This window comes from Nocardia paucivorans NBRC 100373, from assembly GCF_000308675.1.
GTDB classification, from domain to species: domain Bacteria; phylum Actinomycetota; class Actinomycetes; order Mycobacteriales; family Mycobacteriaceae; genus Nocardia; species Nocardia paucivorans.
In genome coordinates this window covers 129,597-152,293 of sequence record NZ_BAGE01000001.1, presented here as the reverse complement: position 1 = coordinate 152,293, position 22,697 = coordinate 129,597, and the positions used below count along the sequence as shown (strand labels likewise).

Sequence of the window (22,697 nt, the reverse complement as noted above, 5' to 3'; positions counted from 1 at the left end):
GTCACCGATTACCGTCCTTGTTCTCGTCCGTGGTAGCGATACCGAAAACCCGTTCCCAGGCGGCGGTGCTGGTCAGTTTCGGATGCGCGGCCCGATAACGCTGCTGCATTTCGGGGAACCGCGCGGCCAGCTCCTTACGCAACCGCATGGCCTCGGTGAACAGGCCGTAGGCCTGCCTCGGATCGCGTTTGCGGTACACCACACCGCGCCCGTCGGCCGTGGTGACGGTGACCCCGTCGACCTGTGAGAGCAGGAACCAGCGCGCGTCCAGCGTCGGCACGTTCAGCTGCGGACGCTCATGGTGTTCCGCCTTCGCCGGGCGCAGGTTGTGCACCAGGCCCTTACCCAATCGGATGATCTTGGCGATCGGGTTGGGCGGTTCACCCACCGCGCCGATATCGGCCCGACTGGCCTGTGGCAGCGCGGTGGACGAGGGCAGGATGACCGCATCCGGATACTGTTTGCGCAGATCGTGTACGGCGCCGAGGGCGCTGGGCAACAGTTCGAACAACCGGTCCGGTCCGGCCAGGAAATCGCGAATCGCCAGGTTCTGGATGGCGACCGTCGAGTACTCCAGACACAGCAGGTGCTTGATGGTGGCCTTGACCGTATCGAGGATCAGGCCTCGACCGTTGCCCGGCTGGTACAGCGACGCGACCACCAGGCGATTACGCAGGTGGAAGTAGGCCTGCCAGTCGATGGCGTCGTCCTTGTCGCTCCAGGCCATATGCCAGACCGCGGCGCCCGGCAGGGTGACGGTGGGATAGCCGGCGGCGCGGGCCCGCAGCCCGTATTCGGCGTCGTCCCATTTCAGGAACAGCGGCAGCGGCTGGCCGAGTTCCTGGGCGACCCGACGCGGGATCACACAGGTCCACCAGCCGTTGAAGTCCACATCGATTCGCCGGTGCAGCAGTTTGGAGTTGTCCCGATCCCGCAGCGGATATTTGGCGAAATCGTGGTCGTATTCCACATTCGGGGCGGCCGTCCACATGAAGACATTGCGGTCGACCACCTCTCCCATGACGTGCAGATGGGACCGTTCCTGCAGGTTGAGCATCTGACCGCCGACCAGGACCGGCGATTTCGCGAACCGGGAGAACGCCAGGGCACGCAGGATCGAATCGGGTTCGATCTCGATATCGTCGTCCATATAGACGATGTATTCGGCCTCGGTGGTCTTCAGCGCCTCGTACATGACGCGGCTGTAGCCACCGGACCCGCCCAGATTGGGCTGGTCGTGAATGGCCAGTCGATCGCCGAGCACCGCGGCGGCCTCGTCGAACCCCGGTTCGTCGACCACCTTGCGGGTGCCCTGGTCGGGGATGATGACGGCCTCGATCTTCTCCAACACCAGCGGGTCGGAGCCCAATGCCCGCAGGGTGGCGACGGCATCGGTGGGTCGGTTGAAGGTGGGCATACCGACCGCGATGGTGCCCTCACCCGGGGCCTCGATCGGCGCGTACCAACCACCGGCGACCAGGGTGACCGCGGTGTCGGTGGTGATGTCGAACCACATCCAGCCGCCGTCCTCGAACGGGCCCAGATCGGCTTCCATTTCGACGAATACCGTCTCGGCGCCCGACGCGACCGCGAATTCCCGTCCCTGGACGTGGATTCGAGAACCGTCGGCCTTGGAACGGTACAGGTCGACCCGCCCGTGTCCGGCCAGTTCCAGCCGCAGAACCACCGAGCCGAGGATGGACCAGCGGCGCCAGTAGCCGGCGGGCAGAGCGTTGAAGTAGGTGCAGAACGACACCTCCGATTCCGCGCCCACCGACAGGGAGGTGCGGGTGCCGGCATGCGCGCGCCGCGTATTGGTCGCCGATTCCTCCAGGTAGAGGGCGCGCACATCCAGTGGTTCGCCCGGTCGGGGCAGGATGATGCGCTGCAACAGCGATTTCGCGCGGGTTTCGGTGTCGATATGCGCCAGCGATGCGGAGGTCATGCGTCTCCGTTCTCCTGGACCAGCGGCGCACCCGATTCCAGGTGCGGACGCAAAACGTTGTCGAACATATTCAGCGCGCTTGCGATGGCCATGTGCATATCCAGGTATTGATAGGTGCCGAGGCGGCCGCCGAACAGAACTTTCGAGGTGGCGGTCTCCTGCTTGGCCAACGCGCGATACGCGGTCAGTTTGGCCCGGTCCTCGGGGGTGTTGATCGGATAGTACGGTTCGTCGCCGGTCTTGGCGAAACGCGAGTACTCGCGCATGATGACCGTTTTGTCCGTCGGATAGTAGTCGCGCTCGGGATGGAAATGGCGCGGTTCGATGATGCGGGTGTAGGGCACGTCCGCATCGTTGTAGTTCATCACCGAGGTGCCCTGGAAATCGCCGGTGGGCAGTACCTCGGTCTCGAAGTCGATGGTGCGCCAGCCCAGCTCACCCTCGCGATAGTCGAAATAACGATCCAGCGGACCGGTGTAGACGACCGGCGCATCCGGGTTCTGCGCGCGCAGTTCCTCCCGGATATCGAACCAGTCGGTCTCCAGCCGAACCTCGATCAATTCACTGGCCGCCATATTCTCCAGCCACTTGGTGTAGCCGTGTACGGGCAGGCCTTCGTAGGTGTCGTTGAAGTAGCGGTTGTCGAAGGTGTAGCGGACCGGCAGGCGGGTGATATTGCTCGCGGGCAGATCCTTGGGGTCGGTCTGCCACTGCTTGGCGGTGTAGTCGCGGACGAATGCCTCGTACAACGGACGGCCGATCAGCGAGATGGCCTTTTCCTCGAGGTTCTGCGCGTCCTTGGTCTCGATCTCGGACGCCTGTTCGGCGATCAGCGCGCGCGCTTCGTCGGGAGTGAAATAACGACCGAAGAATTGCGAGACCAGTCCCAGCCCCATCGGGAACTGGTACGCCTGCCCCTTGTGCATGGCGAAGACCCGGTGCTGGTAGTTGGTGAACTCGGTGAACTGCGTGACATAGTCCCAAACCCGCTTGTTCGAGGTGTGGAACAGATGTGCACCATATTTGTGCACCTCGATACCGGTTTCCGGTTCCGGCTCCGAATAGGCGTTACCGCCGATATGCGGCCGGCGATCCAATACGAGCACTCTCTTGCCCAGTAGGTTGGCGGTGCGCTCGGCAATGGTCAGCCCGAAGAAACCCGAGCCGACGACGATCAGGTCGAACTGTGCGTTGTTATCTGAGTTACCCGGAGACGATGCGGCGGTCACGGGAGCCCAGAGTATCGGAAGCCGTTCGAACCGCCAGTCCGAGCCGGAGGGTCCGCCTTGTTCCCAGGTCCGCCGGGTGAAATGAGAAACGGAGGATACCGCGGCCGGCATTCGAATCGGACCGCTCGAACGACAATGCCCGCCCCCGAACCCGGGAGCGGGCATCCGACGACGGAATGGGTGATGTCATCCGTAGGTCGGATAGGGCGGTTGACCGTAACCACCGGCGACCGGCATCGGCGACCGACCGGCCTCGATCCAGCGTTTGGTGGACCCCGACGAGGCCATTACCAGAGTGAGCACCGGGAAGAACACGGACAACGGACCGGCGAACGCGCCGACCCGGGCAATACCGACCACTATCATGAGCAGATACACCGAACAGCCCACGATGACCATGATCCGCCCGATACCGCTGCGGCGGAGAAGCATGATGCCGCCGATCAGCAGGAGCAGGGCCACAAGGGCGGCGACGACGCCGAGGAAGAGACTCAGGCCATCGATCCCGCTGAGGTCGATATCGACATCCACATCGCTATGGCTCGAACTACTGCTCCCACGCCTACGCGCGCCGGTTGCCAGTGAACTGTCGCGCCGGTCGAATGCTGCGATAATCCCGGATACGGCGATCAGGAGACTCACCACCCCGCCGATGATCGCCAGGATCCCGGCGGTGATAGCGGTACCGCCGCTCGGTGGCCGCGGCACGTATGGGTAGCCGTATCCCGCCGGGGCCGGGTAGCCGGGCGGTACCGGATGGCCCGGTGGATGCGGATGGCCGGGTCCACCGTATGGATAACTCATCGGGATTCCCTCCCCTGGTCCGTGCGCCCCCGTGGCCGTGCGCATGCGGACCCACTGTGCCACAACGGCCGCCGGAAACGACAGAAAGCGTCTGCACCCGAAGAGTGCGGACGCTTTCCGGTCGCCTCGACGCCCTTACCGTCCGGTGCCCTACGCCAGGTTGATATCGGCGTAGACCCGCATGGCATCACGGACGAATTCCGCGGTACCCGCGCCGTGGACCTCGTAATTCGCCGCGAAACGCTCATCGGCCACATACATCTCACCCAAACCGGCGAAGGCCTGCGCATCGGGTCGTCTACCCTGCCATCCCTGCGCGACCCACTCGTAGTGGCGAGCCGCGATGGCCTGCGCCTCGGCGCTGTCCGGGGCGAGCCCGGCGGTGTGGGCCCGGCCGTAGTCGGCCGCGATATCGCTATGGGTCTGCAGGAATGTCCGTTGGTCGGCCTCGCTCATCGACCGCCACCAGCGGTCCCCGCTCTCGTACGCCTCCTTCCCCCAGCGCTCGATGACCTCGTCCTTGTATCGGGTGTTGTCGAACCCGTCGAAAACCTCGGCGGCCACGAGTCGTTCACCTCTTTCCATCTTGCTCAGCGTGGTGTGTACCGACTCGATCCGGCGGCGGATCCGATCCTGTTCCTGCCGCAGCAGTTCCAGATGGGTGCGCAACGCGGCGGTGGCATCCTGCTCTCCGGCGAGGACTTCGGCGATGACCGGAAGTCCGAGTCCGAGGTCGCGCAACAGCAGAATGCGTTGTAGCCGTACCAGCGAGTCCTGGTCGTAGTAGCGGTACCCGTTGGCGCCGATCCGGCTGGGCGGCAACAGCCCCAATTGCCCGTAGTGGCGCAGGGTGCGGCTGGTGGTACCGGCCGCCTTGGCCAGATCCTGGATGGACCACTCGTCCCGGGTCCGCGTTCCCACGACCTTTCTCCTTTCCGTTCGCGTCGGTACCACCAGCGTGCAAGTTGACGCTACGTCAAGGTCAAGGCCGAATTCCGGCGTTCTCGACCGTTCTCTCGCAGGGGTCACCGCGGGCCGGTACCGGCGGGCGCCTCGGAGTCGGCCGGCCCCTCGGGCAGTCGAGGGGCCGGTATGGCCTGGGACGGGCCCGCGTCACCCGGTTCGGTTCCCTCCATTCCGGGGACCATCCGCATCAGGGCGTCGAAATCGACGACCTGGGTGCCGAGCATGGGGGTATCGATGATCACACCCTTCTCGAACAGTCGGTAGGTGCCTCGATTACCGGGCAGCCGCATCTCCGGACCGAGCGGTTTCCCGACGACGCTGTCGGCGCCGCCCAAGCGGGCGTATTCGGTCTCGATCGCCGTCGGTGGCCGCCTGGGTGTATCGGAGGCACCCGGCGAGTCGGTGGGCGATCCGGTGCCGGGCGCGCCGGGATCGCGGTTCGCGGAGGCATTCGGTTCGGATGCCGCGGGCGCGCTCGGTTCCGCACCCGCCGGAGCACCCGGCCCGGCTCCTGGTGGCGGCCCGGCCGGAGCACCCGGTTGCTGCCCCGGCGAAACATCCGGCCGGGGCCCCGGCTGCGACCCCAGGGGAAGGGAAGCGTTCGGCACCAGCTCGACCCGTTCGTGCCGGGCCTGCTCGGCGGTGGCGGGGTCGGTATTCGGGTCGACGGGCACCCCGAGATCGACCCGGAAGCGCGGCGCGCCCGGAACCGGCGTTCCGATGGTCAGCTCGGCCGGCGTCGGCCCCACCTCGAAGATCCGGATATCCGCCGGAGGGCCGTCCTCGGACGCGGAGGAGTACTCCGCCCGCAGGATCCGTCCCTCCCGCAGCAGGACGGTGCCCGTGGTGGAGTCCACCGCGACGTTGGTGCGCCGGTCTTCCTTGGCGGTCCCGGGATAGGTCTGACAGTCGGAGGTATCGCAGGTCTGGGCGAAGGGATAGCGCTGTTCGGCCAGGGCGTAGGAGCGGGCGGCGATGGCCTGTGCGCGCAGGGCCTCGGCGGCGCCGGAGTCGGCCCAATTCGCCTGGACCTCGGCCGGGAGCACACCGAGCAGATAGTCCTCGACATCGACCCGGTTCACCGTGTGGACGGCACCGCCGGACTCCGCCACACCCAGGGAACCGCGATAGGAGCCACCACCGCACAGGGTCAGATGTTCGGTCGCCGGCCGGTTCGGCGAGGGATCGAGGGGGTAAATCCAGGGATCGTCGGTTTCGGTCTGCCAGATCACCTCGCCTTCACAGCCGGTGGTCACCTTGACATCGGCCCGCCCGTTCGGCCGCGGGATCAGATGGGCCACCTGTCCCGGTTTCACCAGCCGACCGGCCACACGCGCGCCCATATCGGAAAAGGCGCTCAGATCGGCGCCGTCCCGACTGGTGAGCCATACCGATATCGAGGCGGGACCGACGCTGCCCAGGGTGGCGCCCGGATAGTAGTGCCCCAGAATACGTTCGGCCGTCCATCCGTCGCGCGCATTGCGCATGGCGCCCAACTGACTCAGCCCGCGCCCATGCGTGGGTTCGGCGACGGTGCGATAGGCCGGGTCCGCGCTGTCACCGGGCCAGATCAGGGGTTCGGCGAGCAAACCGGCCGCGACCCCGATGGCGAGCGCTGTACCGGCCCGAATGGTTCTCCGCCATGTCAAGCGGGATAACCAGGCCCTTACCGGCGTGTTTCGCGGACGCCGGCCCGGCTGGGGGCGGTTGTTGTGGTTTTGTTGTGGCATCCGTGCACTCCCTCGTTCATCCCTACGCGGCGCGTCCGGCATGTCGTATCGGCGGGTCACGATTCGAGAGCTACATTCGAGCGATCAGGTAAAGCCTCAACCACAGGTTTAGAGATGTGACGTTTGTGACTAGTGTGATCTTTGAGACGTCTGTATGCAAGAGCGAAACATCTCATTGATCACCGGTTCGAAAAACCCTGATTGGAGACGCTCGTGCTCTACCCCAAACCGAAGCGTTCCTATGTTCTCCCTGTAATCGCGGTTCTCGCGGTTGCAACTCCGGCGCTCCTGCCCGGAGATTCCGGCGACTACCGCACAACCGGTGACAACGAACCCGCCGCCGTCGGGACACGGCTGGTCGAGGTGGGCCTGCACACCGCCTCCGATACCGTGCTGCCGCTACGCGAACTCATCGGCGCCGAGTTCTCCGACCTGAGGCTTTCCGATCTACCCGCAACGCTGCCGATCGCGACCGCTGCCGGCCCCACACCCGACGGCATCCAATTCGTCGCCGACCCCCACGCCCCCGCACCGCCCCCCGCTGCCGTCCCACCCGAACTCGGGAACGACGTGGGGGCGCATGTCAAGGAACTCACCCAGGAGACCCCGTTCAGCGTGGTCGCCCTCACCGCCGAAGACCTGACGAACACCACGGCCCTGATCCGCGCGCGGCAACCGGACGGCACCTGGGGTCCGTGGTACCGGGCCGAACCCATAGAGGAACAAGGCGGCACCGCGACGAACGGCCCCCACGGCACCGAACCGATCTATGTCGGCAATACCCAGGCGGTGCAGATTCTGGTGACCCGGAAGGAAAGCGCCCCACCGGCCGACCCCGCGGTCCAACCCGTCACCACGGGCCATCCGGTGGGCGCGACCGTCCCGGGCCTCACCGCGGTGCTCATCGACCCGGGCAACGGGGCCGGTGACGCCGAGCTCGACAGCATCGCGGCGGAACTGCCGAACGGCGGACCGCGCGTGATCACCCGTGGCCAATGGGGAGCCGACGAATCCATCCGCTGCCAGGAACCCACCTACGACGACGGTCTGGGCGGGGTCACCATCCACCACACCGCCGGCCGCAACGACTACTCCAAGGCCGAGTCGGCCGGAATCGTCCGCGCCATCTACACGTATCACGCGCAGACCCTGGGCTGGTGCGATATCGGCTACAACGCCCTGATCGATAAATACGGGCAGATCTTCGAAGGCCGTTACGGCGGGCTGGACAAGCCGGTTCAGGGCGCCCACGCGGGAGGGTTCAACGAGAACACCTCCGGGGTGGCGCTCATGGGCAACTACGAACGCGAGACCCCGTCCGAGGCGAGCATCGAGGCCGCCGGGCGGTTCGTCGGTTGGCGGACCAAGATCGCCGGGCTCGACCCACAGGGACGCACCGTCATGTACTCCGAGGGCACCCAGTTCACCCCGTACGCCCGCGGGGAACAGGTGGAGTTGCCAATCGTCTTCGCCCACCGAGATGTCGGTCACACCAGCTGCCCCGGCGACGCCGCCTACGCCCAGATGGATCGCATCCGCGCCATCGCCGCGGGCACGGCCGGCGGCGGCAGCGTCCGACCCGAACAAACCCGGCGTCCGAACCGGTCGGATATGGCGGCTCTGGCCGCGCTCACCGCCAAACTGCTCGCCATGGCGCACGACAACCTCGTCGCCAGGTATTGGGCTTCCACCGGCGGACCGGACGGTCCACTCGGCCAGGCGGTATCCGAACCGATGCCCGCGGCGCAGGGCCAGCAGTACGCCGAATTCGTCAACGGCAATGTCTACACCGCACCGGACGGATCGGCCCACGAGGTAACCGGCAAGATCCTGGATCGTTTCCTGGAACTGGGCGCCGACACCGGCGCGCTCGGCCTGCCGCTCAGCAATGCCTACCCCGTACCCGACGGGCTGCGCCTCGACTTCCAGAACGGTTCGCTGATCCTCAACGAACTCACCGACATAGTCACCACGGTGTGGCGCAGCTATATCCAGACCCACCAGCAACAGGCCCCGGGCAATACCGAGCCGGACCAGGGCGGACAGCCCCTACCGGCCCCCGCGGCACCGGTTGCCGAAACACCGGCGCCCGCGGCCCCGCAGCCCGGCGGCGACCCACAGCAGGGCGTGTCCGGGCCCGAGCAGACCCCCGTCGCGGAACCATCTCCCGGCGATACACCCCCGCAGGCGGAACCCGAACCGACCCTGGCGGGCTGAACAACCCGATCTCGAACACTTCGGGACGGGCGACAATCGACGTCGCCCGTCCCGAAGTGTTGTCGGGCCCATCCCCGCCGACCGGATACCGTGAGTTCAGTTCCACCAACGCTCGAGCACCCGCGCCACCCCGTCGTCGGTATTCGACGCGGTCACCTCGTCCGCGGCGGCCAGCGCCTCGGGATGGGCCTGGGCCATGGCGACACCGTGTCCGGCCATGAGAAGCATCGGCACGTCATTGGGCATATCACCGAAGGCGATCATGGTCTCCGGATCTATCCCCAGCCGCTCGGTGACCACTGTCAGTCCCGACGCCTTGGTGGTCCCAGGGGCGGACAGTTCGATGAGACCGTGCTCGGTGGAATAGGTGATATCGGCTCGGTCACCGACCAGCGGAGCCAGCGTGGCGCGCATGTCCCCGCTGCGCGCGCCCGGTAGACGGATCAGCATTTTGATGGCGGGCGCGTCGATCACCTCGTCCCGGGCGACCGCGGTGTCGTCGGGGTTGAGCCAAGCGTGTTCGTATTCGGGTGAGCTGACGAATTGCGGGGTCGCCGCGTCGTGGGCGCTGGCGCCCACCCGTTCGGCGGCCAACCCACAGCCGGGTAGTTCCTTCTCGGCGAGCTCGGCCAACCAGCCCAGGGTGTCCACGTCCAGCGCCCGGGCAGCCAACACCCGATCGGCGGCGCTGTCGTAGATGACCGCGCCATTACCGCAGACGCACAACGGCGCGAAACCGAGCCCCTCGACCACCGGCGCGATCCAGCGCGGCGGACGCCCGGTGGCCAGCACGAACGGCACCCCATCGGACACCAGCGCCCCGACCACGGCCTTGGTGCGAGCGCTCACCCGTTCCGCGGGGTCGATGAGGGTGCCGTCGACATCGGTGGCGACAAGCTTCGGTTTGGGCAGTTGCAGACGCGTCACCTCTTCCATTCTGCTGTGTCCCGCGCGGCGCCCTGCTGTGTCCCATCCAGGACGCCGACAGCGTCGTTTGCCGACCGGATCACACCGCCGTACCGAAAGGGGCCGGTGGGCGAACACGCAGCGCGGCCGTTGCCTGCGCGCATCGGGCATCCGCTCCCTATGATCGGGTGCTACACCAGCTCACGAGGGGACGCATGACCGGCTTTCTGCTACGACGCGCGCTCAACTACGTCGTTCTGTTGCTGTTGGCGTCGTTCCTCACGTTCGGCCTCGCGTCACTGACATTTCGGCCGCTGGACAGTCTCGAACAGCGTAATCCGCGCCCGCCCCAGTCGGTGATCGATGCCAAGGCCGAGGAACTGCATCTCAACGATCCCATCCCGCAGCGCTATCTGATCTGGGCGCGGGGGGTGTTGCACGGCGACTTCGGCACCACGCTCACCGGTCAGCCGGTGAGCGAGGAACTGCCTCGCCGGGTGGGGGTGAGTCTGCGCCTGCTGCTCATCGGCTCGATCGTCGGTACCGTACTCGGGGTGCTGATCGGGGCGGCCGGGGCCATCAGGCAGTACCGGTTCAGCGACTATTTCACGACGGTGGTTTCGCTGCTGATCCTGTCCACTCCGATCTTCCTGCTCGCGACCTTGCTGAAATACGGGGCGCTGGAGATCAACGCGCTGACCGGCCAACAGATCTTCCTCTACACCGGTGAGACCTCCGCCGGCAATATCGAGGGTTTCGGCGCGCAACTGCTCGACCGCCTACAGCATCTCGTGCTGCCCACCCTGACCCTGGCATTGGGTGGGATGGCCGGTTACAGCCGCTACCAGCGCAACGCCATGCTCGATGTATTGCAGAGCGATTTCATCCGCACCGCCCGCGCCAAGGGCCTCACCCGCGGCCGGGCCCTGTACAAACACGGCCTGCGCACCGCGCTCATCCCGATGGCAACCCTGTTCGCCTACAGTCTGGGCGGCCTGATCACCGGCGCGACCTTCACCGAGAAGATCTTCGGCTGGCACGGGGTCGGGGAGTGGCTGGTCGATTCGGTCAATGCCCAGGACGTGTACGTGGTGGTCACCGTGACCGCCTTCGCGGGGCTGGTCATCCTGATATCCGGTCTGCTCTCCGATATCGTGTACGCGATTCTCGACCCGAGAGTGCGGGTTGGATGAATATCAGGGCCGAAGCAGGCGACTCGTGTGACCACGTGGGGCCGATATATCCCGCCATGGGGGCAGCATGACCGAAGCCGAGATCATCGTTCAGGGCGCCCCCGAGGTCGCCGCCTCGGGCAGACGCAAGCTGGTATTGCGTCGTTTCCTGCGCAACAAACCGGCCGTGGCCGGAGGCGTGATACTGATCGCGCTGTTCCTCGCGAGTTTTGCGCTCCCGCCGTTTCTTCCCTACGACTACCAGGAACTCGACTACACCGCGCTCCTCCAGCCGCCGAGTCCACAACATCCGTTCGGAACCACCGAGATCGGCCAGGACGTTCTCGCGCAAACCCTGCGCGGATTGCAGAAATCCTTGCTCATAGGCCTGTGTGTGGCGGTGTTCTCCACCACCATCGCGGCGCTGACGGGCACCGTGGCCGGATTGCTGGGCGGTTGGACCGACCGGGCCATCATGTGGTTGGTCGACCTGTTGCTGGTGGTGCCGAGCTTCATCATCATCGCGTTGTTCGCGCCGCGCACCAAAGGTGAGGGCTCGCTGGTGATATTGATCGTCCTGCTCAGTGTGTTCGGCTGGATGATCAGCGCCCGGATCGTACGCGGTCTGACCATGAGCCTGCGCGAGCGCGAATTCGTGCGGGCCGCCCGATATATGGGCGCTCCGACGCGGACCGTCATCCTCACCCATATCGTCCCGAATGTCGCGTCGATCCTGATCATCGACACGACACTCACCGTCGGTGCCGCGATCATGGCCGAAACCGGTCTCAGCTTCCTCGGTTTCGGCGTCCAGCCACCCGATGTCTCGCTGGGCTCGCTGATCGCCGCCGGCACCGGCTCCGCCATGACCTACCCCTGGCTGTTCATGTTCGCGGGTGGACTGCTGATCATCACCGTGCTGTGCGCCAACCTGGTCGGCGACGGCCTGCGCGACGCCTTCGATCCGGGCGCCGGGCAGGCACGGTCGCGGATATCGCGAAAGGCACGTAAGGCCCGCGAATCGGGGGATGCAGGGAAATGACCGACGACACCACCATGACCGAAACCGAGCCGGCACCAACCACCCCGGCCGCGTCCGACGCCTCGAGCACCGGCGCGCCACTACTCGAGGTATCCGACCTCCGGGTCTCCTTCCCCAGCGAGGAAGGGCGGGTCGAGGCGGTGCGCGGTGTGGACTACACCGTGGCCGACGGGGAGGTGCTGGCGATCGTCGGCGAATCCGGATCGGGCAAATCGGTGTCGTCGCTTGCGGTGATGGGCTTGCTACCGGATCAGGCGCGGGTCAGTGGATCGATCCGGTTGCGCGGCCGGGAATTGCTCGGGCTCGGCGACAAGGAACTGTCGAGACTGCGCGGCCGCTCGGTGAGCATGGTTTTCCAGGATCCGCTGTCCGCGCTCACTCCGGTGTATCGGATCGGTGATCAGGTCGCCGAAGCCCTGCTCGCCCACGGGAAGATGAGCAGCGCCGAGGCCGCGAAACGAGCGGTGGAACTGCTGGATCTGGTCGGTATCCCCGAGCCGGAACTGCGCGCGCGGGCCTTCCCGCACGAGTTCTCCGGGGGGATGCGGCAACGCGTGGTCATAGCCATGGCGATCGCCAACGATCCGTCCCTCATCATCTGCGACGAACCGACCACTGCCCTGGATGTGACGGTGCAGAAGCAGATTCTGAATCTGCTGCGCAAGGCGCGCGATATAACCGGTGCCGGGGTCATCATGATCACCCACGATATGGGAATCGCCGCCACCCTGGCCGATCGTGTGGCGGTGATGTACGCGGGGCGGATCGTCGAAACGGCGAGTACCGCGCAACTTTTCCGGGATCCCCGTATGCCCTACACGGTGGGCCTGCTCGGTTCCATTCCCCGGATGGACGGTCCGGCCCGCGCACCATTGATCCCGATCGTCGGCGCTCCCCCCGCCATGCACGCGCTACCGTCCGGTTGCTCGTTCGCACCCAGGTGCCCGGTCGCGATCGACGACTGCCGCACCGCCGAGCCACCACTCGCCGAAACCGGCCCTGGTCACCGCGCCGCCTGCATCCGAACGCAGGAGCTCGACAGCGCGGCGCTGTTCGATGCCTACCGACAGGAGATCGACGAACCCCACGACACCGCCGAAACCGATGCCCATGTGGTGTTGCGGGTGACCGACCTGGTGAAAACCTTCCCCATCACCTCGGGGGTGATCCTGCGCCGCCGGAAGGGCGAGGTTCGCGCGGTGGACGGGATCAGTTTCCAGCTCCGCGCCGGCCGCACCCTCGCATTGGTCGGCGAATCCGGGTCCGGTAAGTCCACCACCCTCACCCAGATCCTGGACCTGGCGAAACCACAATCCGGAACCATCGAGATCCTGGGGCGAAATGTCGCCGACCTCACCAGGTCGCAGCGCCGTGAATTGCGCCGCAAGCTGCAGATCGTCTTCCAGGACCCCACCGCATCCCTGGATCCTCGTCTGCCCATCTCCGACGCCATCGCCGAACCACTGCGCATAGCGGGACGCCCGAAATCGGAGATCGCGGCACGGGTGCCGGAGCTCCTGCGGCAGGTGGGGTTGCGCCCGGAACACGCCGACCGCTACCCCTCCGATTTCTCCGGTGGACAGAAACAGCGCATCTGTATCGCCCGGGCCCTCGCGCTCGACCCGGAAGTACTGGTGCTGGACGAGCCGGTGTCGTCCCTGGACGTTTCCATTCAGGCCGGGGTGCTCAACCTTCTGCGTGATCTCCAGGCCGAACGCGGCCTGTCGTACCTGTTCGTCTCCCACGATCTGTCCGTGGTGCGGAACCTGGCACACGATATCGCCGTGATGTACCGGGGCAAGATAGTCGAAGCGGGTCCGGCGGACCAGATCTTCGGCGATCCGCGGCACGAATACACGCGCTCGTTGATCGACGCGGTGCCCGTACCCGTGGTACGGGATTGATCAACGTGTTCTGCGGCCCACCGGTAGGAAGGATGTATCGGCCATGAGGATTCGATCTCTGCGCAGAAGTCTCGCGGTGCCATTACTCGTCGGTGCGCTGTTCGCGGCCGGCTGCGGCGCGAACGATATGGGGATGCCGGAAGACGCGGTCGCCGCACTCGGCACGGTCAACGACATCAATCCGCACGATGTGAGCGAGCTGCGTGACGGTGGGAATCTTCGCCTGGCCATGTCGTCGTATCCGGCCAACTGGAACGGGTTGAGCAACGACGGCAACGACGCCGAGACCGGCAGCATGCTCAAGATGATGATGCCGCGAGCGTTCAAGACCGACGCCGCCGGAAAGACATCGGTGAACCTCGATTTCTTCACCGATGTCAAACTCACCAACACCGATCCGCAGCAGGTCACCTACACCATCAATCCGGAGGCCGTCTGGTCCGACGGGAGCCCGATCACCTGGGAGGACATCGCCTCTCAGGCCCATGCGTTGAGCGGCCGGGACAAGCGGTACCTGATTGCCCAGCATTCCGGTTTCGACCGGGTGGCGAAGGTGGAGCGCGGCGTCGACGATCGCCAGGCGATCATCACCTTCGCCGAACACTTCGCCGACTGGCGCGGGCAGTTCGCGGGCAACAGCATGCTGTTCCCCAAGGAGCTCACCAGCACTCCCGAGGCCTTCAACGAGAGTTGGCGTGATGCTCCCGGAAAGACCGCGGGTCCGTTCATTCTGCAGTCCACCGATCGGGCACAGTCCCGAATCGTTTTGGGCCGCAATCCCAAATGGTGGGGCGATACCCCGAAGCTCGACAACATCACGTACACCCAGTTGGCAAGCGAGGCGATGGTGCCGGCGCTCGCCAACAACGAGATCGACGCCGTGGGCCTGGCCACCCGCGACCAGATGCAAACCGCCCGCAACACCCCCGGCGTGGTGATCCGCCGGGCACCCGGTAACAGCTGGTCACATCTGACTTTCAACGGCGCGCCCGGCTCCCTGCTCGAGGATCCGCGACTGCGGGTGGCGATCATCAAGGCGATCGACCGCAGCGGTATCGCCAGGGCCATGCAGAACGGCCTGGTGACCGATCCCGTCCCCCTGAACAACCACATCTACCTGCAGGGCCAGGAAGGCTATCAGGACAACAGCATTCCCTACGATCCGGCGGCCGCAGCCCGGGAGCTGGACGAGCTGGGCTGGCGGTTGAACGGTGATGTGCGGGAAAAGGACGGCCGCAGGCTGGAGATCCGCGATGTCATGTACAACGACCAGACCTGGGTACAGGTGGCGAAGATCATTCAGCAGAATCTGAGCAGCGTAGGGGTGAAGCTGAAGATCGAAACCAAGCCCGGCCCAGGCTTCTTCACCGATGTGATCCGTCCCGGCAACTTCGACGTCGGCCAGTGGACGTGGGTCGGCGATCCGTTCCCGCTGGGAAGCATTCCCCAGATCTGGGGTTACTACCCCGACAATACGCAGGGCAACTACGGCCGGATCGGTACTCCTGAGCTGAACGATCTGATCGAAAAGACCCTGTCGGAACTCGACCCGGCCAAGGCACGTGATCTGGCCAACCAGGTCGACCAACAGATCTGGGCCCTGGGGCATTCCATCCCGCTGGTGCAGTCGGCCGGCAATGTGGGCGTGCGCGCCGATCTGGCCAACTACGGCGCGGCCGGTCTCGCCTCGATCGACTACACCAAGATCGGTTTCCTGAAGTGATCCACGGGCCGGGTGCGATCCCGGCCCAGTGGCCGTTCACGATGTTCGGCGCTCGACGGTTGTCACCGTTCGGGCGCCGTTCGTCGTCGACCCACCATGCTCCGGGGCGGTAGCGACCACCACGCATACCGGGAGAGAGTGCGCCCGGGCCGATATCTCCGTGTAGGGGTGCGGGTCGGATTGTCGCCGGTGGGTAGGGTGCGAGCGGATCAGGTTGCCCGCTCGACGGCGGGAAGACGCCTGAAAGGTTGACCCGATGATATTTCCCCGTCCCCTGGCGTATCCGCTGTTGATATCGGCCGCCGTGGTGGTCGTATGCCTCGCCTGGATACCGTTCGCCGATCCGGACCAGCTCAGCGCCCTGGCGGTGGTGGTAGCGGGAATCGTGGGGTATACGGCATATCGCGTGGCCGTGGCGTTGGGCAGGCCGCTACCGAGAACTTCCGGTCCCGTGACGGTGCGGCGAGTACGCCAGCAGTACCGTCTGCTGAGTCGCTCGTGGCTGGAACTGGACGATGGTGAACGTAAGCGCCACCTGCCGGTGTATTTCGATCCGGCGTTGATCGGCCTGGTCGAATCCGAGGCCCGGATCCGAGACGGAAGGATCATGCTCGGCCGACTGCGCATATATCCCGCCGGGCGGATACGGCAGACGGAACCACCCGGGCGATTGATCGATAATCCTTCGCGCCCCTTCCCCGATGCGACACAGCGGGCCGCCGCGGCCGTACGAATACGCAGGCGTCTGCTGTTGGACGCGCAACCCGCGGTGGCCGCGCCCTTCGCCGGTCTGCTGTGGGTGTACGTGGTCGGCGGTGGGGCCGCGGCATTCGTGGGGGCGAGTTGTGTGGCCGCGGCCGCGACGGTGTGGCTGTCGGCGATCCGCGGTTCCGACCCCAGCTGAGCAGAGCATGTTCCGGTGCGCTCTCGGTAGCACGGCCCGGCCGAATTGAATTGGTCTTACCACTTGACCTTATTACCAATTTGCCCCACAGTGGGCTCATGGCATTGCAACGGGTGGTGAAGCGATCGGTCTCGACCGAGGTCTTCGAGCAGATCGCAGCCGATGTGCTCAGCGGGGAACTGGCGCCGGGAACGGCCCTACCGAGCGAACGACAGCTGGCCGAGGCCTTGGGCGTCTCCCGACCGGCGGTGCGGGAAGCGATCCAGCGGTTGGCCGCGGCCGGACTGGTTTCGGTGCGGCAGGGGGACGCCACAACGGTTTTGGATTACCGCCGCGGCGCCGGACTCGAAATACTGCCTCGGCTGCTCATTCGCGACGGCGCGCTCGAACCCACGGTGGCCCGCAGCATCCTGGAGGCACGGCTGCACAACGGGCCGAAAATCGCCGAACTCGCTGCCACCCGATACGCCGCGGCCGACGAAACCGAATCCTCCCGTTCAGCGACCGCCCTGCTCGACAGCGTCGATCGGCTGGCGAGCGCCCGGGAGCCGATCGAACAACAGCGCATCGCCCTCGAATTCTGGGATCACCTGGTCGACGCCGCCGATTCGATCGTCTTCCGCCTTATGTACAACATGCTGCGCGCCGCCTACGAGCCCGCGCTCGAAGCATTGGCCCCCGTGATGTCGGCCGAGGTCGGCAATGCGGCGGGATATCGCGATGTGGCCACCGCCGTGCTGGCGGGTCGGCCCCAACAAGCCGCCGAACAGGCCCGAGAGCTTCTGGAACCGGCGACCACCGCACTGCTCGGCGTCTTCGACCGGACTCGAGCGTGAGATCGGAAACAACGATGAGCACAGCACACCCCGACAAATCGACCGATACGACTGCCAAGGCCGCGGTCCGGCGGGACGAACGCGCACTGCGGCGCGGATTCACCCTGCGGATGGCACTGCGGGAATTCTGGCGGCACCCCTCACCGTTGCTTATCGGCGCCGCCACGGTGGTCGCGCTCACCGGGCGACTGCTGATCGGCGACTGGCAGCTCGGCGATGCGCTACTGCCCCTGGTGATGCTGGCATTGTTTCCGTTCTTCGAATGGATTGTGCACGTCACCGTGCTGCACTGGCGCCCCCGCCGGCTGGGCCCGCTGGCCCTCGACAGCGAACTGGCCCGCAAGCACCGCGAACACCATATCGATCCGCGCGATATCCCCTTGATCTTCATCCCCACCCGAAGTCTGCTGGTGGTGATCGCCGCCCTGGGAGCGGTCGGCCTCCTGGCCTTCCCCCGACTCGGGCTCGGCTTCACCTTCCTACTCACCTTCACCGTGATCGGGTTGATCTACGAGTGGACCCACTACCTGATCCACTCCGACTACAAACCGAAACACGCCTTCTACCGCGCCATCTGGCGCAACCACCGGCACCACCACTACAAGAACGAGCACTACTGGTTCGCGGTGACCACCACCGGGACCGCCGACCGGCTGCTGGGCACATTCCCGGATCCGGCCACGGTCCCTACCTCTCCCACCGCGCGCAATCTGCACGCGGCCTGATCCGACCCCGCCCGGCACCGGCACGCACCCGAAGTCGCCCACGAACGTCGACCACCCCGAACAACCACGCCGGTAGGGTGCGAACATGCTGTCGCGATGGGTGGGGCCGGCGCTCGGTATGGGCATCGGGGCGGGGGTGGCGCTCCAGGCGCGAATCAACGGCGCATTGGGAGAGCGGCTGCAGGACGGCATCGCCGCGGCGGTGGTGAGCTTCGGAACCGGCCTGTTCCTGTTGGTCGTCGCATTCCTGCTCAGCACGCGACTGCGCACCGAGCTACGACGGGTACGCGGCGCCCTCGCCGACGGAATACTACGGCCGTGGCAGCTGCTCGGTGGGCTGTTCGGGGCCGGTTTCGTCGCGACTCAGGGACTCACCGTGGCCGCGCTCGGGGTGACCTCGTTCACGGTGGCCGTGGTCGCGGGACAGCTGCTGAGCAGTCTGGTGGTGGACCGCCTCGGTTTGGCGCCCAGCGGACGCACACCCGTCACCGTTATGCGGGTCGCCGGCGCCGTACTGGCGGTGGCGGCCGTGCTGTTGGCCGGTTCGGGTGGTGGCGAACCGCAGGCCTTCACCGCCATGGCGGCGCTACCCGAGATACCCACACCACTGCTCATCGCGCTCCCCGCCGCGGCCGGTATCGGATTGGCCTGGCAGCAGGCGGTGAACGGGCAGGTCGGCGCGGCAGGCGGACCGATCGCGGCGACCCTGATCAATTTCACCGCCGGACTCACCGCCCTGCTCGTCATCGAAACCGCGGTACTGATCGGCCTCGGCCGGCCGAACCGGTTCCCAACCGAGCCGTGGCTCTACCTCGGCGGACCACTCGGTGTCGTCTTCATCGCCGCCGGGGTGCTGGTGGTGCGCCGAATCGGGGTGCTACTGCTCGGCCTCACCTCGGTCGCCGGACAGCTCCTGGCCTCGGTATTGCTCGACTGGGCCCTGCCCACCGGGCCGGGTCTTTCCCCCACCGCGCTGCTCGGCTGCGCCCTCACCCTGATAGCGGTGCTGGTCGGCGCTTCCCGCCAGGGTGATCACACCCGTGACGATTCGGGACGTGGCGACCGATCCGAACCGACGTGATTACCGCTCGCCCGCCTGATCGGTGAGCTTGCGGGACCGCAGTTCGTGTCCCTTCGAGGTCTTGCACCGTCCGGACTCCAGATCCCACTGCCAACCATGCAGATTGCAGGTGAGAGTGGTGCCCTCCACCACACCGAACTTGGACAGGTCGGCCTTCAGGTGCGGGCAGCGGCGCTGCACCTCCCAGCCGGCGAGCTCCACCGAGGCCGAATCGTCGTGCGCCTCGGAGAACCAGCCGTCGGCGTAGGCGATGCGCTCGTCGGTGAGGCATTTGAAGAAGGTGTAGAGGAATTCGTTGTAGCCGCCGATGCGCCACGCCTGGAAACGGGTGGACAGGAAGATGGTGTTCACCCAGTCGGGCTCATTGTCCCGCAACACCGTGCGCACCAGCTCGGGGGCGATGCGGAAACCGTAGCGGTATCGACCTTCACCGTCGATGGGGGCACGCACGGTTCGCTTGGGGAAGTCCAGCACCACGGTCTCGTCGCCCAGCACCAGACCCACCGGATAGCCGATACCGTCGCAGATCAGATCGCTTTGCGCCATGAGCGGTTCGAACAGCGCCTTCAACGGCTGCAGCAGCGGCTCCCCCTCGGCGGGCGCCCACGACCGCTTCTCCCGCTCCAATACCGGCGCCATCTTCTGGGCCATCTTCTCGATATAGGCGGCCTTGTCGTTCCAGATCTCGTCCGGATCGTAGGGATGGGTGAGTTCCAGTTCGGCGCCGTGCACCTCGGCCACCGAACCCGGAATCATCAGCACACCACCGGTATGGCCGTGGATGCGCATCTGCTCCAGGAAGACCATCTGGTCGGGGAAGATATTTCCCTCGTCACCGCGGTCGTCGTTGAGATAGCGCAGTTCGTCGTCCAGGAAGACCGGCGGACCGGCCGAGGGCACCACCCAGGTGGCGCCGACCTGTTCGATATAGCTGCGGGCCCGGTCCATACCGCGCTGCCGCTTCTGTTTGCCGAAATTCGATTTCGTGCGCGCCGGAATGTCGTAGACCATCGGGTACCAGATAGCGCCCGAATACTGCAGCAGATGGATATCGATATGACCGAACGCCTCGTGCAGAACGTCCATATCCACCGGCCGGGCGTCGTTCATGTTGAAACAGGTGGTTTCGCCATCGGAGACCACCAGGCCGGAATCGCCGATCGGACCGTCGGCAGGCGCGCGCAGCGCGATGATCATGATGTCCAGCTCACCGCCCGGACCCGCGACGGTGTGCTTGACCGAATCCTCGGTTTCGAAGAACTTGTGGAAGCCCAGCTTCTCCAGTTCCCGCCGCAGGTCCGGGACCGGATAGTCGGGCAGCAGGACGACGGCGTCCTTGTTGACGTGATCGGCCAGCGTCTTCGCGTCGAAATGGTCGCGATGCAGATGGGACACGTACAGGAAATCGCAATTACCCAGATCGTCCCAGTCCAAGTCGGTGTTGTCGGGGAAAGGGAACCACGAACCGAAGTAGGCGGGGTTGACCCAGGGATCGCAGAGGATCGTCCCGGCCGCGGTTCGGATATGGAAACCTGCGTGTCCGACGCTGGTGATCTGCACGAGCTTGCTCCTCTTGACCGTTGCCGGCCATCCAGGGTAGTGGGTCAGGGCGTCACATCACCGATGCAGTGGCCATCGGTGGTTTCGGTCACGGTGAATACTCGGCCGCGGGTCGTCCCGGAGGCATCCGTCACCGGGACCCGCACCGCGATATAGCCGGAGCCGAGTTGCTCGGAGCTGATCTCCTGATCGGCGAACGTGGTGATCCCGGTCAGGGCGTCGGGTTCACTTGCCAATGGTGCGGAGACCGGATTTCCCGATCCCTGCGGATCCCAGTTCGCCGGGGTGGCGGGGCAGACCAGCGGATAGGTGTCCTCCCGGTCGGTGGGGTGCAGTGGCCGCCCGACGAGCCGGGCCAGGTAACGACGTACCGTGTGTCGGGCGTCGGCGGTGTCGTAGGTGGGTTCCGTCCCGGCCGGGTGGACCCGCGGACAGGCATAACCGGACTCGACGGCGGCCGTCCCGACGGTGAGCGTGTAGGTGTCGTCGGACCAGGTGATCCGGCCGTCCGCAAGAGTCCCGGGCCCGGACAGAGCGGCCAGCACCCCCGCGCTGTCGGCGTACATATCGGCCAGGGTCAGCGGCGGAATCGTCCAGCACGCGTCCTGCAGGGCGGTCGTATCACCGGCTGCCAGGTCGGTGGCGAAACGCCGGAGGGCGGGCACGGCCTCCGGCATCCCGGCGACGGGGCCGACCTCCGGGGCGTCCGCGGGTACGGGCGGCAATTCGGTGGTTTCCGACGCGGCGCCCGGGCGGCCGTCCGTCGCGCCCGTGGTCGGCGCGGCGGCTTCGGTCGCGGCCTCGGCCACGGGCGGTGGATCCGCGTACTCGTCCTGGATACCGGAGACGGAATCGCATCCGGCGCCGATCAGGGCACCGGCCACGGCGATTCCCGTACTCACGGCGCGCATCGTCCGACGACGCCGGTCGCGGCCGGTCGACGGTACCCGTTGGGCGCGTTCCACTTGGACGATCACCTTTCGTTACGACCCGATCCGAGGCGAGCGGGTTTCCCGGTCCGAACGTTGACATGCCACACCGGTGACGGCGCGATGTGGGGATCGCGCTACCGACGCGTCGCTGCCGAAGGAAACGGCAGCGACTACGCTAGCGAACTTGTGGAACCCGTCTATCGGACGATCATCGGCCTGGCCCGGACCGTCTTCTTCGCCCAAGGCCTGAAGTTCACCGTCACCGGTGATGAACATATCCCGGCCACGGGTGGCGCCGTGATCGCGGTCAACCACACCGGCTATATGGACTTCACCTACGCCGGGCTACCGGCCCGCACACCGAAGCGCTATATCCGGTTCATGGCCAAGAAAGAGGTCTTCGACAACAAGATCTCCGGGCCGATCATGCGTGCGCTCAAGCATATTCCGGTGGACCGCGCCGCGGGCGCGGAGTCCTACAAGACCGCCGTGGAATATCTGCGGCGCGGAGAGCTGGTGGGCGTGTATCCCGAGGCGACCATCAGCCGCAGCTTCGAGATCAAGGAATTCAAATCCGGCGCCGCGCGGATGGCATTGGAGGCCAACGTCCCGATCATCCCGATGGTGATCTGGGGTGCGCAGCGGGTGTGGACGAAGGGCCATCCGAAACGGCTGGGCCGTACCAATACTCCCATTTCCATCGCGGTCGGCGCCCCGATCCAACCCTATGAGCCCGCCGCCGAGCTCACCGCGGAACTTCGCTCCACCATGCAACGGCTGCTGCACGAGATACAGCAGGACTATGTGCACGAACCCGGAGCGTATTGGGTGCCGGCCCGCCTCGGCGGTAGTGCGCCTACCCTGGAAGAAGCCGATGCCATGGACGCCGCCGAAGCCGCGGAGCGGCTCGCCCGGGGCCGGGCTCGGGACGAAGCGGGAGCCGGTGACACGGACGGGGCACGGTCCGGGCACGAGGAAACCGACGCGGGCGAGGGGACCGCACAGCAGTAACAGGAGTTCG

At 66.0% G+C, this 22,697-nt stretch carries 18 protein-coding genes; 10 read left to right on the top strand and 8 right to left on the bottom strand.

All coding sequences use genetic code 11. From position 1 onward, the window contains the following. Position 1 precedes the first annotated feature (1 nt). The 5 genes from ON32_RS00630 to ON32_RS00610 form a co-directional block, all read right to left on the bottom strand. The gene (locus ON32_RS00630) at positions 2–1,945 is read right to left on the bottom strand and encodes a glycosyltransferase (protein WP_040787815.1); all 1,944 of its coding nucleotides are present in this window, start codon (positions 1,943–1,945) and stop codon (positions 2–4) included. Next, positions 1,942–3,174 carry a UDP-galactopyranose mutase gene (glf, locus tag ON32_RS00625; protein WP_040787935.1) on the bottom strand — a complete coding sequence of 411 codons (1,233 nt, stop codon included), beginning with the start codon at positions 3,172–3,174 and terminating at the stop codon, positions 1,942–1,944. Before glf ends, ON32_RS00630 begins: the two co-directional genes overlap by 4 nt. 186 nt (positions 3,175–3,360) lie before the next feature. Further along, the gene (locus ON32_RS00620; RefSeq protein WP_040787814.1) at positions 3,361–3,978 is read right to left on the bottom strand and encodes a hypothetical protein; all 618 of its coding nucleotides are present in this window, start codon (positions 3,976–3,978) and stop codon (positions 3,361–3,363) included. Between the two features lie 150 nt (positions 3,979–4,128). Further along, a complete protein-coding gene (locus ON32_RS00615; protein WP_040787813.1) occupies positions 4,129–4,899 on the bottom strand; it encodes a MerR family transcriptional regulator in 771 nt (256 codons plus the stop codon). 104 nt (positions 4,900–5,003) lie between these two features. Beyond that, positions 5,004–6,593: a SpoIID/LytB domain-containing protein gene (locus tag ON32_RS00610; RefSeq protein WP_051132712.1), complete on the bottom strand. Its 1,590-nt coding sequence runs from the start codon at positions 6,591–6,593 to the stop codon at positions 5,004–5,006. A gap of 294 nt (positions 6,594–6,887) precedes the next feature. Between ON32_RS00610 and ON32_RS00605 the strand changes: the two genes are divergently transcribed. Then, the gene (locus ON32_RS00605) at positions 6,888–8,891 is read left to right on the top strand and encodes an N-acetylmuramoyl-L-alanine amidase (RefSeq protein WP_051132711.1); all 2,004 of its coding nucleotides are present in this window, start codon (positions 6,888–6,890) and stop codon (positions 8,889–8,891) included. 96 nt (positions 8,892–8,987) lie between these two features. Here ON32_RS00605 and ON32_RS00600 read toward each other — a convergent pair whose 3' ends face one another. Then, the gene (locus ON32_RS00600) at positions 8,988–9,827 is read right to left on the bottom strand and encodes a Cof-type HAD-IIB family hydrolase (protein ID WP_040787812.1); all 840 of its coding nucleotides are present in this window, start codon (positions 9,825–9,827) and stop codon (positions 8,988–8,990) included. Positions 9,828–10,012: 185 nt separating this feature from the next. On the opposite strand from ON32_RS00600, the gene ON32_RS00595 reads away from it, so the two are divergent. From ON32_RS00595 to ON32_RS00560, 8 genes are all read left to right on the top strand, one after another. Then, positions 10,013–10,990, top strand: a complete 978-nt coding sequence (locus tag ON32_RS00595; protein WP_040787811.1) for an ABC transporter permease — start codon at positions 10,013–10,015, stop codon at positions 10,988–10,990. 67 nt (positions 10,991–11,057) lie between these two features. After that, positions 11,058–12,011 carry an ABC transporter permease gene (locus ON32_RS00590; RefSeq protein ID WP_040787809.1) on the top strand — a complete coding sequence of 318 codons (954 nt, stop codon included), beginning with the start codon at positions 11,058–11,060 and terminating at the stop codon, positions 12,009–12,011. Between the two features lie 14 nt (positions 12,012–12,025). Further along, positions 12,026–13,915, top strand: coding sequence for an ABC transporter ATP-binding protein (locus ON32_RS00585; protein ID WP_040787932.1), 1,890 nt, complete (start codon positions 12,026–12,028; stop codon positions 13,913–13,915). Between the two features lie 43 nt (positions 13,916–13,958). Further along, positions 13,959–15,638, top strand: a complete 1,680-nt coding sequence (locus tag ON32_RS00580; protein WP_040787807.1) for an ABC transporter family substrate-binding protein — start codon at positions 13,959–13,961, stop codon at positions 15,636–15,638. Positions 15,639–15,894: 256 nt separating this feature from the next. Next, on the top strand, positions 15,895–16,542 hold the full coding sequence (locus ON32_RS00575; RefSeq protein WP_051132710.1) for a hypothetical protein: 648 nt from the start codon (positions 15,895–15,897) through the stop codon (positions 16,540–16,542). A gap of 98 nt (positions 16,543–16,640) precedes the next feature. Further along, positions 16,641–17,378 (top strand): FadR/GntR family transcriptional regulator, encoded by a 738-nt coding sequence (locus ON32_RS00570; protein WP_040787805.1) that lies wholly within the window; start codon positions 16,641–16,643, stop codon positions 17,376–17,378. Between the two features lie 14 nt (positions 17,379–17,392). Then, positions 17,393–18,103 (top strand): sterol desaturase family protein, encoded by a 711-nt coding sequence (locus ON32_RS00565; RefSeq protein WP_083873806.1) that lies wholly within the window; start codon positions 17,393–17,395, stop codon positions 18,101–18,103. Positions 18,104–18,188: 85 nt separating this feature from the next. Next, the gene (locus ON32_RS00560) at positions 18,189–19,184 is read left to right on the top strand and encodes a DMT family transporter (protein ID WP_051132709.1); all 996 of its coding nucleotides are present in this window, start codon (positions 18,189–18,191) and stop codon (positions 19,182–19,184) included. On the opposite strand, the gene ON32_RS00555 is transcribed toward ON32_RS00560, so the two are convergent. Further along, positions 19,185–20,744, bottom strand: a complete 1,560-nt coding sequence (locus ON32_RS00555; protein ID WP_040787804.1) for a Rieske 2Fe-2S domain-containing protein — start codon at positions 20,742–20,744, stop codon at positions 19,185–19,187. A gap of 44 nt (positions 20,745–20,788) precedes the next feature. Next, a complete protein-coding gene (locus ON32_RS00550) occupies positions 20,789–21,655 on the bottom strand; it encodes a hypothetical protein (protein WP_040787928.1) in 867 nt (288 codons plus the stop codon). A 207-nt stretch (positions 21,656–21,862) separates the two neighbouring features. On the opposite strand from ON32_RS00550, the gene ON32_RS00545 reads away from it, so the two are divergent. After that, positions 21,863–22,687 (top strand): lysophospholipid acyltransferase family protein, encoded by an 825-nt coding sequence (locus ON32_RS00545; RefSeq protein WP_040787803.1) that lies wholly within the window; start codon positions 21,863–21,865, stop codon positions 22,685–22,687. Positions 22,688–22,697: the final 10 nt, after the last annotated feature.